Annotated in this window: 15 protein-coding genes and 1 tRNA gene; 6 read left to right on the forward strand and 10 right to left on the reverse strand. The window is 47.5% G+C overall.

Going from position 1 to position 14617, the window contains the following annotated elements:
* Positions 1-12 precede the first annotated feature (12 nt).
* From nusA to rlmE, 9 genes are all read right to left on the reverse strand, one after another.
* Positions 13-1512, reverse strand: coding sequence for a transcription termination factor NusA (gene nusA / locus MHM89_RS15470; protein ID WP_022945698.1), 1500 nt, complete (start codon positions 1510-1512; stop codon positions 13-15).
* 39 nt (positions 1513-1551) lie between these two features.
* Entirely contained in the window at positions 1552-2007 is a 456-nt protein-coding gene (rimP, locus tag MHM89_RS15475; RefSeq protein WP_022945699.1) for a ribosome maturation factor RimP, read from the reverse strand.
* Positions 2008-2449: 442 nt separating this feature from the next.
* Positions 2450-2535 (reverse strand) — tRNA-Leu (locus MHM89_RS15480).
* 8 nt (positions 2536-2543) lie between these two features.
* Positions 2544-2897, reverse strand: coding sequence for a preprotein translocase subunit SecG (secG, locus tag MHM89_RS15485; RefSeq protein ID WP_022945701.1), 354 nt, complete (start codon positions 2895-2897; stop codon positions 2544-2546).
* A gap of 6 nt (positions 2898-2903) precedes the next feature.
* Positions 2904-3647, reverse strand: coding sequence for a triose-phosphate isomerase (tpiA, locus tag MHM89_RS15490; protein ID WP_022945702.1), 744 nt, complete (start codon positions 3645-3647; stop codon positions 2904-2906).
* Positions 3648-3727: 80 nt separating this feature from the next.
* The gene (gene glmM, locus MHM89_RS15495; RefSeq protein WP_239409171.1) at positions 3728-5071 is read right to left on the reverse strand and encodes a phosphoglucosamine mutase; all 1344 of its coding nucleotides are present in this window, start codon (positions 5069-5071) and stop codon (positions 3728-3730) included.
* 8 nt (positions 5072-5079) lie between these two features.
* The gene (gene folP, locus MHM89_RS15500; protein WP_151172984.1) at positions 5080-5928 is read right to left on the reverse strand and encodes a dihydropteroate synthase; all 849 of its coding nucleotides are present in this window, start codon (positions 5926-5928) and stop codon (positions 5080-5082) included.
* 96 nt (positions 5929-6024) lie between these two features.
* Positions 6025-7959, reverse strand: a complete 1935-nt coding sequence (gene ftsH, locus MHM89_RS15505) for an ATP-dependent zinc metalloprotease FtsH (RefSeq protein ID WP_022945705.1) — start codon at positions 7957-7959, stop codon at positions 6025-6027.
* 64 nt (positions 7960-8023) lie between these two features.
* Entirely contained in the window at positions 8024-8653 is a 630-nt protein-coding gene (gene rlmE, locus MHM89_RS15510) for a 23S rRNA (uridine(2552)-2'-O)-methyltransferase RlmE (protein WP_022945706.1), read from the reverse strand.
* A gap of 89 nt (positions 8654-8742) precedes the next feature.
* On the opposite strand from rlmE, the gene yhbY reads away from it, so the two are divergent.
* Positions 8743-9039: a ribosome assembly RNA-binding protein YhbY gene (yhbY, locus tag MHM89_RS15515; protein ID WP_022945707.1), complete on the forward strand. Its 297-nt coding sequence runs from the start codon at positions 8743-8745 to the stop codon at positions 9037-9039.
* Between the two features lie 60 nt (positions 9040-9099).
* On the opposite strand, the gene MHM89_RS15520 is transcribed toward yhbY, so the two are convergent.
* On the reverse strand, positions 9100-10254 hold the full coding sequence (locus MHM89_RS15520; protein ID WP_026111214.1) for a serine hydrolase domain-containing protein: 1155 nt from the start codon (positions 10252-10254) through the stop codon (positions 9100-9102).
* A 111-nt stretch (positions 10255-10365) separates the two neighbouring features.
* Between MHM89_RS15520 and MHM89_RS15525 the strand changes: the two genes are divergently transcribed.
* From MHM89_RS15525 to MHM89_RS15545, 5 genes are all read left to right on the forward strand, one after another.
* The gene (locus MHM89_RS15525) at positions 10366-11220 is read left to right on the forward strand and encodes a hypothetical protein (RefSeq protein WP_052698096.1); all 855 of its coding nucleotides are present in this window, start codon (positions 10366-10368) and stop codon (positions 11218-11220) included.
* A 101-nt stretch (positions 11221-11321) separates the two neighbouring features.
* Positions 11322-12152, forward strand: coding sequence for a MipA/OmpV family protein (locus MHM89_RS15530; protein WP_235419708.1), 831 nt, complete (start codon positions 11322-11324; stop codon positions 12150-12152).
* Complete coding sequence (locus tag MHM89_RS15535) at positions 12142-12537, forward strand: DUF3019 domain-containing protein (RefSeq protein WP_045978164.1); 396 nt, start codon at positions 12142-12144, stop codon at positions 12535-12537. The genes MHM89_RS15530 and MHM89_RS15535 overlap by 11 nt, the downstream gene beginning before the upstream one ends.
* Positions 12538-13245 carry a response regulator transcription factor gene (locus tag MHM89_RS15540; RefSeq protein ID WP_235419709.1) on the forward strand — a complete coding sequence of 236 codons (708 nt, stop codon included), beginning with the start codon at positions 12538-12540 and terminating at the stop codon, positions 13243-13245.
* A gap of 19 nt (positions 13246-13264) precedes the next feature.
* A complete protein-coding gene (locus tag MHM89_RS15545) occupies positions 13265-14533 on the forward strand; it encodes an ATP-binding protein (RefSeq protein ID WP_235419710.1) in 1269 nt (422 codons plus the stop codon).
* The last annotated feature ends 84 nt before the right edge of the window (positions 14534-14617 follow it).

A 14617-nucleotide genomic window follows, 5' to 3' on the forward strand; every position in this document is an offset into this window, starting at 1 on the left:
TCCGTTAATAAATTACTCGTCACCGAACCAGCAAACGTTACGCGCGGCCATAATCAGGTCGCCCGCTTCCTGCTCGGAAAGCTCGGTAATTTCAACTAGTTCATCAATGCCTTGCTCAGCTAGATCTTCTAAAGTAATCACCCCTTTACTTGCCATGACAAAGGCAAGGTGGCGATCAAGTCCTTCAAGATTCAATAAGTCTTCAGCTGGCTCAGCACCTTCTAGCGATTCTTCGTCTTTCAACGCTTTCGTTGTTAATGCATCTTTAGCGCGGTTACGTAGCTCTTCAACAGTCTCTTCATCAAGACCATCAATTTCTAGGAACTCGCTAGTAGGCACATAGGCCACTTCTTCAAGCGTTGAGAAGCCCTCGCCGATTAATAATTCAGCGAAGTCGTCATCAATATCCAACCCTTCAGTGAATAGGTTGATAAGTTTGTCTGATTCTTCACGGTTTTTAGATTCCATATCTTCAACCGTCATCACGTTCAGTTCCCAACCTGTAAGTTGGCTCGCTAAACGTACGTTTTGTCCGTTACGACCAATAGCCTGTGCTAGGTTATCAGCCTCAACAGCAATATCCATTGAGCGCGAATCTTCGTCCATAACAATGGATGCGACCTCAGCAGGTGCCATCGCATTAATAACGAATTGTGCTGGGTTATCATCGTATAACACGATGTCAACGCGCTCGCCGCCAAGCTCTGTAGAGACAGCTTGCACACGCGCTCCTCGCATACCCACACAGGCACCCACAGGGTCAATGCGCTTATCATTCGATTTTACTGCGATTTTGGCACGTGAACCTGGGTCACGCGCTGCAGAGCGTAGCTCAATCATTTCTTCGCCAATCTCTGGCACCTCAATGCGGAATAGTTCCATCAGCATTTCAGGTTTAGAGCGAGTGACGAACAATTGCGCGCCGCGCGCTTCGGGGCGCACTGCATAGAGTAAACCACGAACGCGGTCACCTGGGCGGAAGTTTTCGCGCGGTAACATATCTTCACGATAAATGACGGCTTCGGCATTGTTGCCTAAATCAAGCACGATGGCGTCGCGGCTGGCTTTTTTCACCACGCCAGTAACTAACTCACCTTCTTGATCTTTATACGCTTCAACCACTAATGCGCGTTCTGCTTCACGCACTTTTTGGACGATAACTTGCTTCGCCATTTGCGTGGTAATACGGTCAAACTTAATAGATTCAATCTGTTCTTCAACAAAATCACCAAGCTGGATTTCAGGCTCTTCTACCTGCGCCGCTTCGAGGGTGATCTCGCGGTATGGGTGTTCTAGGCTGCCATCTTCTAGCGCCTCAGCCACCTGCCAACGACGGAACGTATCGTATTCACCGGTTTTGCGGTCGATAGATACACGCACATCGATATCACCGTCATGTTTTTTCTTTGTTGCGGTCGCTAGTGCGAACTCTAATGCTTCAAAAATTTTCTCTTTGGGGACCGCTTTTTCATTGGAAACGGCTTCCGCCACCAATAGGATTTCTTTTGCCATAGGTATTGCCTCGCTTGCCCTATTCCTTTCGCACTGAAATTAAAATTTGGCGATGATATTGGCACGCTCAACGTTGCTGATCATCAACATAAACTCTTGATTATCAACGTTGATAGTGACCATATCACCATTAACTGCTACTAAGTCGCCCTTAAAATTACGGCGACCATCTTGTGGAAGCTTGGTACGCAAGCGTACTTCCTCACCCACTGCTTGTTGGTAATGTTCTGGTTTGAACAGTGGACGATCAACGCCTGGCGACGACACTTCCAAGTCGTATTCGTTGGTAATGGGGTCTTCTACATCGAGAATCGCGCTCACCTGTCGACTTACATCTGCACAATTATCCACAGTAATGCCATCTGGATGGTCGATATACACACGTAATGTGGAATGGCGACCCGCTTGAATAAATTCAAGCCCCAGTAGCTCGAAGTCTAAGGCTTCAACTGCCGGTGTTAACATGTCAGTTAATGTTTGCTCGAGCTTTGTCACGAAACTCCTCCATAGAAACAAAAAAAGGGCTTAAGCCCCATTTTTCAAGTACAGATACAACAACGCCCCGAACCAAGCGGGGCGTCACACCGGAGATATTCGTAGTACGAAGATCTCCTGATCTTCTGAGCGGCCTAGGGCCAAGCTTGGCTGCGGGCTATATCTGCACGATAAAAACCGCTGCAACGTTTAGCAAAGTTGCCTTGGCTAAACGCAAAACGCGCATTACTAAGAATGCGCGAACATCAAATAAAACAAAGCCAACGTAAAGAGAACCTTGTTTGAAAATCTGCTGCATGAGAGATACGGCTGCATCACCTCATTCGTGGCGACTATTATAGAGGTAAGGTTTATATTTAGCAACCACCTAGCATGACTAAAGGCCAGTATTAACAAGGCCTTTACAATAAAAAAGCCAAGCATCTGCTTGGCTTTTTTAATTTGGTGCCGTGGGCGGGACTTGAACCCGCACGAGCATAGCTCACCACCCCCTCAAGATGGCGTGTCTACCAATTCCACCACCACGGCTTAATTTTTTAGTTTGGCACGTCTGGATTCGTGCTCTTAGGCTCTTCTACTGGTACATCAGATGCATCTTCAGTCACCGTCTGAGCAGCAGGTGCTGATTCTAGGTTTTCCCACTCGTCGGTCTTTTTAATTTGACCCGCAGTTAGGTTACCTAGCACGATGCTTAGCACAAAGAAGATAGTTGCTAATACTGTGGTTGTCTTAGTCATAAAGTTACCAGCACCTGACGAACCAAAAACGGTTGCCGATGCACCTGCACCAAATGAAGACCCCATATCAGCGCCTTTACCTTGTTGAATTAGCACGAAACCAACCAGTGCAATTGCAACAATCAAATAAATTACTAATAGAATTTCGTACATTTAATATTATCCTTTTGCACTTTCACAGATGCTGACAAAAGCGCCTGTTTTTAGACTTGCACCGCCGATAAGGCCGCCGTCTATATCTTGTTGTGCAAATAATTCTTCACTATTCTTTTCGTTTACGCTGCCGCCATACAATATGCGTAAGCCTTGTGATAGACCCTGATCTTGCTGGGCAATCTTATCACGAATAAACTGGTGTATGTCTTGAGCTTGCTGCGGCGATGCAGTTTTACCTGTGCCTATAGCCCAAACCGGCTCGTATGCTATCACAGATTGTGATAATGCAGCCACACCTAATTTTTGGATTACCGCCTCAATTTGAGCACTAATCACTGATTCTGTTTCACCCTGTTCACGTTGCTGCTCGGTCTCTCCGACACACAGTACAGGGATAAGGCCCTGCTGTTGCGCCATAGCAAATTTATTTGCTACGTCTTCGTCAGACTCACCAAAAACATGGCGACGCTCAGAGTGCCCAACTAAGGTGTAAGTGACACCTAGCTGCTTAGCCAGCGCCGCTTGGGTCTCCCCGGTGTAAGCGCCCGCTTCATATTCAGACACAGTCTGTACGCCCGTTTGCAAACCTAATTTCACAGCTTCTGCTGCTAATAAGGCGGGAACAAACAGTGCCACATCGACTTCTTGGCCATTAATATCTTCTAAAACATTAGCCATTTCATTGAGCAATGTTTGAGAACCATTTAACTTCCAATTACCAGCCACTAAAGGCTTACGTGATGCCATGTTTTACTCCATGTCTGAAAGCGGACGAGATAGTACCCCGAGTCATTTCAACTTACAAGTAGTTATTTATGCAAACTTGTTTAACTGCTCACACTTTCAACAACTTGCGCTATTTTACTACTCAAATCCAGTACTTGTTTTTCGTGCTCGGCTTCAACCATCACCCGCACCACCGGCTCGGTACCCGATTTACGTAGCAGCACCCGCCCTTTACCGGCGAGCTCCTGTTCAACCTCGGCGACAACCTGTTGCACAGTGGGTGCTTGTGTTGGGTCACTACCAGGGGCATAGCGCACGTTAATCATATTCATCGGGTATTTAACAAATCCTTGCCCTAAATCGCGCAATGTTTTGTTCGTCGTGACCATAGCGGCAAGTACTTGCAAGCTGGAAATAATACCGTCGCCAGTGCTGATTAAATCCAAGTTAAGTACGTGCCCTGAACTTTCACCGCCGACTTTCCACCCTTTTTGCTTTAATAGTTCCATCACATAACGGTCACCCACTTTCGAGCGAGCAAAGTCTATTCCTTTCTCTTTAAGGGCATTTTCAAGACCCATGTTGGACATCACCGTGCCTACCACGCCGCCACCAAGCTCTCCTTGATGGTGCAGCGCGCTGGCAATGATATAAACGATATCATCGCCATCAAACACTTGCCCTTTGTGGTCGACCATCATCACCCGATCGCCGTCACCGTCATAAGCAATCCCTACATCAGCCTGCTCTTCAAGCACTTTGCGTTTCAGTGCGGATACATCGGTGGCGCCACACTCAGCATTTATGTTCAAGCCATTAGGCTGACAGGCATAAGGGATCACCTCTGCACCCAGCTCTTGCATAACGGCGGGCGCAATGTGATAGGTTGCGCCATTGGCACAATCGAGGACAATTTTAAGCCCTTCCAAAGAATGCCCTTGCGGGAACTGACCTTTACAGAATTCAATATAGCGGCCATCTGCACTTACCAGACGTCGCGCTTTACCCAGCTTTTCAGAAGGCACACAGGTCATATCACTGTCGAGCATGGCTTCTATTTCAAGTTCAATATCGTCGGCTAATTTAAGGCCATCGCTGGAAAAAAACTTAATACCGTTATCATGATAAGGGTTGTGTGAAGCACTTATCACAATGCCCGCTTCCGCTCTAAAGGTTTGCGTTAAATAAGCAACCGCTGGCGTTGGCATTGGACCAAGTAAGACGACATCAATGCCCGCTGCGATAAGCCCGGCCTCTAAAGAGGTCTCAAGTAAGTAACCGGAAATGCGGGTGTCTTTCCCGATAACAACCTTCCTTGTTCCCGTTTTAGAGAGAACTTTACCAGCCGCCCAACCTAGCTTAAGAGCAAATTCTGGCGTTATCGGGTATTCACCAACCTGACCTCGCACGCCATCGGTGCCAAAATATTTACGTGTTGTACTCATGTTTTCTCCTAATCTTGTACTTGCAAAGGGGCCTGGGTGGCTTGGAAAACCTTTACAATATCCGTTGTTTCTTGCACATCATGCACGCGCACAATGCGCGCGCCCTTTTGCATACAGATTAATGCGCCAGCCAAGCTTGCGCTGAGACGCTGATCTGCATCTCGATTTAATAATTTTCCGAACATTGATTTGCGCGATAGACCAGTGAGTACTGGGTATCCTAGTCGCTGTAGTTGCTCAAGCTCACTCAACAATTGATAGTTATGTTGCAGTGATTTACCAAAGCCAAAGCCGGGGTCGATAATAATGTTCGTTTTACTTATCCCAGCTTCGATACATTGTCGCGCTCGCTCTTGTAAAAACGTACCCACCTCTTTGGTGACATCAATGTAATCAGGAGCATTTTGCATAGAGCGTGGTTGCCCGCGCATGTGCATAATGCACACAGGAACCTGAGCGCTGGCTGCTGCGCTAAGTGCCCCAGGTTCTTGCAGCGCGCGCACATCGTTGATGATATCTGCACCGGCCTGAACCGCCGCTGTCATCACGCCGGCCTTACTGGTATCAATGGAGATGACGCAATCACTGCGCTCGCGAATGGCGTTGATTACGGGGACCACCCGCTGCAACTCTTCTTGTTCAGCGACATCGTCTGCGCCTGGGCGTGTTGACTCGCCGCCCACATCAATAATAGTGGCACCTTGTTCTAACATCGTTAGGGCACGGTTGACAGCGTTGTCTAGGGTATTGTGTTGGCCGCCATCGGAGAAGGAGTCCGGCGTGACATTTAAAATCCCCATGACTTGGGGAGTACTGAGATCCAAATAACGATCTCGAGGAAGTGTTAACCTTGTCATTACTTACTCTGTCTATGAAGGTCTTCCAAGTACCGGTTAATCAATGGCTAACTTGGGGAAAGGAAAAGCCCCAAACTGTGTTGGGGCTATTGGTTTTTACTCTTTGTCGTCAGAGTTCGGCTTATCGACGTTATTATCGTCTTGCGCCGTTGCTTCATCGGCCAGCTCACCTTGCGATTTAGCTTTGGCATCTGCTGGAGGCTTCTGATCATGGGCATCACGTGGTGGACGCACCTCGCGACGCTCCATCAAATCATCGATTTGCAGCGCATCAATGGTCTCATACTTCATCAATGCGTCTTTCATGGCATGCAGGATATCAATGTTATCACGCAAGATTTGCTCTGCACGTTCGTAGTTTCTATCTGAGATATCACGTACTTCTGAATCAATCAGTTTGGCTGTGTCATCAGACATGCTGGCACTGCGTGATGAGCCTCGGCCCATAAACACTTCGCCTTCTTCTTCAGCGTACAGTAGCGGGCCCATTTTCGCGCTTAAGCCCCACTGCGTCACCATCTTACGAGCAATTTCAGTGGCCCGCTCAATGTCGTTACTCGCACCCGTTGTCACTTTCTCATCGCCATAAATAATGGCTTCAGCAATACGGCCGCCGTACAAGCTAGAAATCATTGATTCCAAGTGCTCTTTCGAGTGGCTCACTCGGTCCTGCTCTGGCAAGTACATGGTGACACCCAAGGCACGACCACGTGGAATGATTGACACTTTGTACACTGGGTCGTGCTCTGGCACGATACGCCCGACAATAGCGTGACCGGCTTCGTGATACGCGGTCATCTCTTTTTCTTCCTCAGACATCACCATCGATTTGCGCTCTGCGCCCATCATGATTTTATCTTTGGCGGCATCAAATTCAGCCATGCTCACAACACGCTTGTTACCACGAGCAGCGAATAGTGCGGCTTCGTTCACAAGGTTAGCTAAGTCAGCACCAGAGAAACCAGGCGTTCCTCGAGCAATCACCGAAGCTTCAACATTATCGGCCAATGGCACTTTTCGCATATGCACTTTTAGGATCTGCTCACGACCGCGAATATCTGGTAAACCAACGACCACCTGACGGTCGAAGCGACCTGGGCGAAGTAATGCAGGGTCCAGTACATCCGGACGGTTGGTTGCAGCAATAACGATAATACCTTCGTTACCTTCGAAACCATCCATCTCTACCAGCATTTGGTTCAAGGTTTGCTCACGTTCGTCGTGACCACCACCCATACCAGCACCCCGTTGGCGACCTACGGCATCAATCTCATCAATAAAGATGATGCAAGGAGCAGCTTTTTTCGCTTGCTCAAACATGTCGCGCACCCGGGATGCACCCACGCCCACGAACATCTCAACAAAGTCAGAACCGGAAATTGTAAAAAACGGCACTTTCGCTTCACCAGCAACAGCTTTAGCGAGCAAGGTTTTACCTGTACCAGGAGGGCCTACCATGAGTACGCCCTTAGGAATACTGCCGCCCAACTTTTGGAACTTGGATGGGTCGCGCAAGAAATCCACTAGCTCGGTAACGTCCTCTTTGGCTTCATCGCAACCAGCAACATCAGCGAAGGTGGTCTTCACCTGGTCTTCGCTCATTAAACGAGCCTTACTTTTGCCAAAGGACATCGCGCCTTTGCCGCCACCACCTTGCATTTGTCGCATGAAGAATATCCATACGCCAATAAGCAGTAACATTGGGAACCAGGAAATGAAAATGCTTGCCAGTAATGACTGCTCTTCAGGTTGAACACCTTTTACGTTGACATCATTTTTGAGTAAGTCATTGATAAGGTCTTCGTCATACATAGGCATGGTTGTTTGAAAACGCTCACCACTGGTTTTAACTCCAGTGATTGCGCCTGTTCCACGGTCTATCACGACTTCGCGCAACGAACCGCTGCGTACATCCTTGACGAATTGTGTGTAACTCGTTTGCCTGTCTAAATTGTCGGAGCCGTTAAAGCTTTGAAAAACCGACATCAAAACAACGGCAATAACCAGCCATAGTATTAAATTCTTTGCCATATCACTCAAGGTGTTAACCTCTTGTATCCAAATTAATTAAATTCAACTTTTCCCGACAACTGTACTACAGTTTGTAGCCCGTAGCTACTACATATACCTCACGGGAACGTGGGCGCGACGCATCGGGTTTACGTATTTTTACAGTGCGAAAGCTGTCACGAACGTCTTTTACAAACTGATCAAAGCCCTCGCCTTGGAACACTTTAACCGCAAAGGCGCCGTTTTTCTTTAGCACTTGGTGGCACATATCCAGTGCCAACTCTACCAGATACATGCTTCCCGCTTGGTCGGTACTCATATTACCGCTCATATTCGGGGCCATATCCGAGAACACCACATCGACGTTCTGCCCATCTATACGCTCGAGCAACGCATTTAGCACAGCCTCTTCGCGAAAATCGCCTTGTAAAAAGTCGACCCCAGCCAAAGAGTCCATAGGCAGGATATCACAGGCGATAACCTGACCATTGTCGCCAACCTTCTGCGCCAAGTACTGTGACCAACTCCCTGGGGCCGCGCCTAAATCGACGACCGCCATGCCGGGTTTAAGTAATTTGTCTTTGTTTTGGATTTCATCAAGTTTGAAAACCGCGCGCGACCGCCACCCTTGCTTTTGCGCTTCATGCACATAATGGTCGTCGAAATGCTCTTTCAACCATCGCTGGGAGCTCGCCGAGTGCTTCTTATTCGCCATAAATTAACACGCAACTAAAATAGTAATATCTGCTAGATGGCGTTAGAATACCGATAATTCAAGCTCGAATCAGCAAAATTTGAAAATCTATGAAACTATCGAATAAACAGAAGCAATACCTAAAAAGCCTCGCACACCCACTTAAGCCAGTGGTTTTGTTGGGTGCTAACGGCCTGACCGAAGGGGTGATTGCCGAAATCGACAGTGCTTTGGACATCCATGAGCTCATTAAGGTTAGAGTGCCAACCAGTGATAGAGAAACTAAAGCACTTATTTTTGATGCCATCATCCGTGAAACGGGTGCTTACAAAGTGCAAAGCATTGGTCATATTTTAACTATTTATCGCCAAAGCGAAGAGCGTAAGATTCAGCTACCTCGTGGGTAGTCACGAACGCTTATAAAAAAGGTCGGCTCATGCCGACCTTTTTTATTTCAACGCCCACTTTTATGCCGGTTGTGACATCGCCAGCAACTGATCAAGAAATTGCGTGGTCAACTCGTTAATTAAACCTGTTTCGGCATTCAGCAGCAGACTAAAACCCACATTTAAACGGGGGATCACCACAATATCGGTGCGATAGCCCTGCACCCAACCGCTGTGATAAAAGATGGTCTCATCATCATAATCATAGATACGCCAACCCAGGCCATAATGTGCCTCATTTACATGTTTTCGCCACACCCGACGATAGCGCTCCTTTTTGGTCACCGTGTAAGGACGCACTTGTGCCTGTAACGCCTCAGGCGGCAGCACACTGGGGTACATGCCAAGCTGTGCTTTGAGCCACTGCACCATGTCTGCGGCGCTGGCATTGACGCCTGCCGCTGGGGAGACCTTGTAGTAATTTTTCTTTAACCGCGCCGTATGCCAACGTTTTCGCCCGCGCACATGGGGGTAAGCAAAGTTTTCATCCCGCACCATCCCCTCATAACCAATACTGGCATGACGCATACGTAACGGTTTAAATATAAACTCTTGCATCCATGTTTCGTACTCTAAGCCGCTGGCATTACGAATCACATCACCGACCATAGCAAACATCACATTTTGATACCCATAGCACTGCCCTGGTGTGCATAATGGCTCAACTTTCAATAACTTTGAGACGATATCTGGATAGTCCATGCGTGATTCAATGAGGTTATCATAGGCGTTAGGCACTAACCCGCTGGAGTGACTTAATAGATGGGCGACTTTTAAATTGTCCCTATAAACGGTATCATTGAACGCGGGTAAATATTTTTGCACCGGTGCATCTAGATTGAGTACACCTTGCGCCGCCAGCTTGGCAGCTAACGAACCGGTAAATGTTTTTGAGACCGAGGCAAGTCGAAAACGGGTATTTACGTCCACTTGTCGGCCTTTTCTTATTTTTGTTTTACCAAATCCTAAGGCGATGGAAGGAAAGTCAGGGTGAACAATAGAAAGCGCGGCCCCGGGCACTTTTTTTTGCTCCAGTTGACGTTCTAAGCTCGCCACATAATTATCAACAAACCGGTGCCATTGTTTAGCATCGGTTGCCTCGGTGAACGGTGGCTGTTGTTCAGCATAAGAAAATGCACTAAACGCAGCAACAAAGAGAATAACTAAGAACTTCATTTTCATTATTATAGTTATGGCAATGCTGAATCATAATCGCAGAATAATATCATGAAGTTTACAGTAAACTCACGTACAATGCTGCGGTTCAACTTGCTGGGATATGAGTGAATGAGTGTAATTGAGAGTTATGGCACTATGAACAAGCATTTATTAGTAACTGCCTTTAGCGCGTCAGTGCTATTGGCCAGTGGTTGCACCACTATGGAAACGACCTTGGCACCGGTCCCTGAAAAAGTACGGATGCCAATTAAACCAAGCCTAAGTGAGCGCACCTACATACTCGAGTATCAATACGCGCACCAAGCGCCGCGTGTGAAATCAGTGCAATTGCCCGCACACCCTATTACACGAGGCCAAAGTGTGGTCATCGAAAGTGAGCAGGTGGCATTAACTGAGCGCCTGCGCAATCGCCTAGTGGCTATTTTAAATGATAAGCAACTAACGGTGATCAGTGACCGCAAGCAAGCCGATTATGTATTAAGCATAAACCAGCTAGATATCAGTGAAACCGAAAGTATCGAATATCAACTTGCTAACGCCACCGTGTTTGGCGAAAGTGATTTGGCGCAGCAGTTTACCACCAAACAGTGCAGCAATATTCTCGGCTCTGTGAGCATGAAGCTTTCCCATCAAAGCTCTCAAGATGTTGTATGGTTTGCTAAATCGTCAATAGACACCGCCAGTTTCCAACGTAACCCTCTGCGCTACAAGCTGGTAATGTCTGATCACATAGAAAACCTTGAGCAAGTGCAACAGTTTGTAAATACTCACAATGCACCCGATGCGATGCAAAAACGAGGGGCTCAGCCAGCACCGCAAGCACCTCAATACATAGTACGCACTAAAAGTTCAGGCTTAAGTAAAATAGCAGGAGCCTGTGAGCAAGCTGAAGTCAGTGCTTTAGTCCCTGATTTACATTACTATTTAAGTGGTATTTTGCTAGAGAAGATCAACGTAAACTAGTCCCCTTTGGTCACGCATGGCGGCTTGCTGCCATGCTACATTTTCTTACAGACTTGGCCGCTGGAGATCGGTACACTGGAAAATAAAAAACCATTACCACTATGCGCGCCTTAATCTCCCTCATTATTTTACTTGTTAGTTTTGCTGTCTCTGCGAGTAACCGCTATTACTCAGATAATCGTCTTGAACCACAACAGGGTTTCAACTGGGACTGGAGCGTAGGTCTGGGCTACTACGTCGAGGACTCGTACCTTGTCGGTTTGGACTCTTACGATGATGGCCTTGAACCCAATATTAACTTAGTGCTCAGCTACGATAAGTTTTACCTCGACGTCGACAATAGCCAACTCAGTGGTGGCATGGTCATTGGCTATTCACTCATCGATAAATATGACTGGGGCTTGGATATTCTTGGCACCAATGTGCAATCCGGTTTTGATGAAACAGGCTTAAAGTTATACGACCGAGATGTGATAGATGCCCTCGCGGGTATCGACCGACGTCACTATGATTTTGATATGGGTATTAGGCTATCGCGGCGCTTTGAGAGCAGCCAATTATCTTTTGAGTTACTTCATGATGTCACTGATACCCACAACGACTGGGTATTTACCACGTTTCTATCGAGCATTCAGCAATATCGCAACTGGGAATTTCGAGGTGGTCTAGGATTTAATGTGTATGGTCGTGAGTTTAGCGATTATTACTTTGGTATCGATGAGCATGAAAGCACCGAAACTCGACCGTATTATAAGCCAGATATCGCATACGCGGTCATGCTAGAGCTCCATGCTGAGCACCCACTATCACAGAATTGGGTATTCCTTGCAGGCTGGTTATCAACCTATTTCTCGGGTGAGATCAGTGACAGCCCTATCATTTCTCAATCTTATCAGCATAAAGCCAAGGTAGGCGTGCGTTATGTGTTTTAGATTAGCCCTCGCCCTCATCGGCACAACCGTGTTCCCGAGTGCGTCCTTAGCACAGCAAACAACGCCGCCAACGCACGCTTTATTGGCAACGCCCAATACCTGTGTAGCACTGCGTCAGGGCCGCACCTGTTATTCTGATATCGAGTTGCAATGGCAAGTGGCCAATGACGCAGCTTACTGCATCCGTGAACAAACTAAGCAGCAACCTCTGCATTGCTGGCAAGGACAACGTCAAGGCTATATTATCGTCGATTTTGCCAGCCCTAAAGCCGTGCGCTTCGAACTCTTTCCAAGAGCATCAGGCGAGACCATTGCTGACACCGAAGTGCGAGTGCAGTGGGTTTACACCAATGGACAGAAAAAACGTCGCTGGAGATTATTTTAGATGCAGCAATCACCCCATATTCTTGTTGTTGAAGACGACCTTTCTCTGAGCGAGTGGATGCAAGACTTCCTAAGCCAAAATGGCTATCAGGTCGGCTGCTGTGGTAACGGCAAGGAAGTAGAAGGCTATGTACAAAGTCATCATCCTGATTTGGTGTTACTCGATGTCATGCTACCAGGAATGGATGGCATAAGTGTCTGTACACGCTTACGGCAATTTTATCAGCAACCCATTATTATGTTGACTGCGCGCGATGATGAATTAGATGAAGTCATCGGCCTTGAAGTGGGTGCTAGCGACTATATCGCCAAGCCGGTACGCCCTCGAGTTCTGCTCGCTCGCATTAAAGCAGCGTTACGCCCAGGCAGCGACGAGCAACCGCCCAAAAAAGAACGCGAGAGCATTCAAGTGGGCGGTCTGAGAATCGATACTGAAGCGCGACGGGTCAGTTTTAACAATAACGAGGTGGCACTGTCGAATGCCGAATTTGCCTTGCTCTGTTACCTTGCCCAGCATGCCGGTGAAGTGGTAGACAGAGATTCCGTGTTTCGTGCCGTTAAGGGACGAGAATACGATGGCCTTGACCGCAGTATTGATGTAGTGGTCTCGGCGCTGCGCAAACACTTTAATGACAATGGCAACAAGCCGCAGCGCATTAAAACCATATGGGGCAAAGGGTACTTGTTAGTGAAGGATGCGTGGAGTTAGCTCCTAATCGTGCGTTTATATGAAAAAACTGTACTTATCTTTGTTGTGCACAGCGTTAATTTCTGTGGTGTTGCTAAGCTGGCTTATCGACAGCTTCGCTAGTGGCCCAACGCAACAGGATGACTTCACACAACAACGGCAAGTGCTTGCAGGAATGGTCTCTTACCTTAGTGAGTACGAGGCGAAAAATCAGCAACATGGATTGGATGCGCTAAACCAACACTTCAAACTCGATATCGGTCTTGAGAATAACGCTACGTTAGCCCTTCCCCCTTCTTTAATCACCCAGCTGTATAGTAATTCCGGACTAGTACTTGCCGATAACCAGGGCCTTTATTTAGTGCGCGCTGCCGACAGCTTGCATGGGAAGCACCTCACCATGCGCCTACCCAAACCCAAAGCGGCGGATCATGACTTGCTACTCACGGTGTTATTCTACACTGGGGTCAGTTTGTGTATGTGGCTCCCTCTTATCCCCCTCACCCGTCGTATTAGTGTGCTCTCTAATGTAACCCAGCAGTTTGCTGACGGTCATTTAGAAAAACGTATTAGCGCCAGCCGCTGGAGCTATACCACACAATTAGAGCGACGCTTTAATGCCATGGCGGAGCAAATTAATGCGTTACTGGATGAGAATAAACTGATGGCGTCGAGCCTCTCTCATGACATTCGTACACCCATTGCCTGCCTGCGCTTTGGCTTGGATGCGGCAATTGAAAGTGACGACCAGGGCGCGCAACAGCGCTACCTCCAGCGTATGGAAAAAGATTTAGACACCATGGAGTCGATGCTAAACAGCTACCTGAGCTACGCGGCTCTGCAACAGCAAACTCAACAATTAACCTATAGCCAAACAAGCGCGTCGCTCTACTTGCACGATATTTGCGAGCAATTACAAGCGCAAGCGAAGGCCAATGGGCAACATATTGAGGTACGCTGCTCAAGTGCATTAAAAATAAACGCCGACCTGCACTGGCTAGCGCGAGCATTGATTAATATTTTGGGTAATGCTCTTCGCTATGCACGCCAATCAGTAACCGTCTGTGCAGATATTGACGGTCACTTTCTAGCGATTACGATTGAAGATGATGGCCCCGGGATCCCTCAGGCAGAACGTGCGGCAATATTAAAACCTTTCTATCAAAGTGCTAAACACCGCTCTGCGCAGGGTTATGGATTAGGCTTGGCCATATGTCAAAAAGTCATGGTCTGGCATCACGGCTACTTAGCAGTGAGTGAATCAAGTTCTTTAGGCGGGGCAAAATTCACCCTTAAATTACCTCTGTAACCTTCAATTTACATTCCCTACACTGAATCACACTTGGTCGCAAATAAGCTCAAACAGCGAGATTACGGCCCTTTATGATAGGCG

Source organism: Pseudoalteromonas sp. CNC9-20, assembly GCF_022347875.1.
GTDB lineage: Bacteria > Pseudomonadota > Gammaproteobacteria > Enterobacterales > Alteromonadaceae > Pseudoalteromonas > Pseudoalteromonas ruthenica.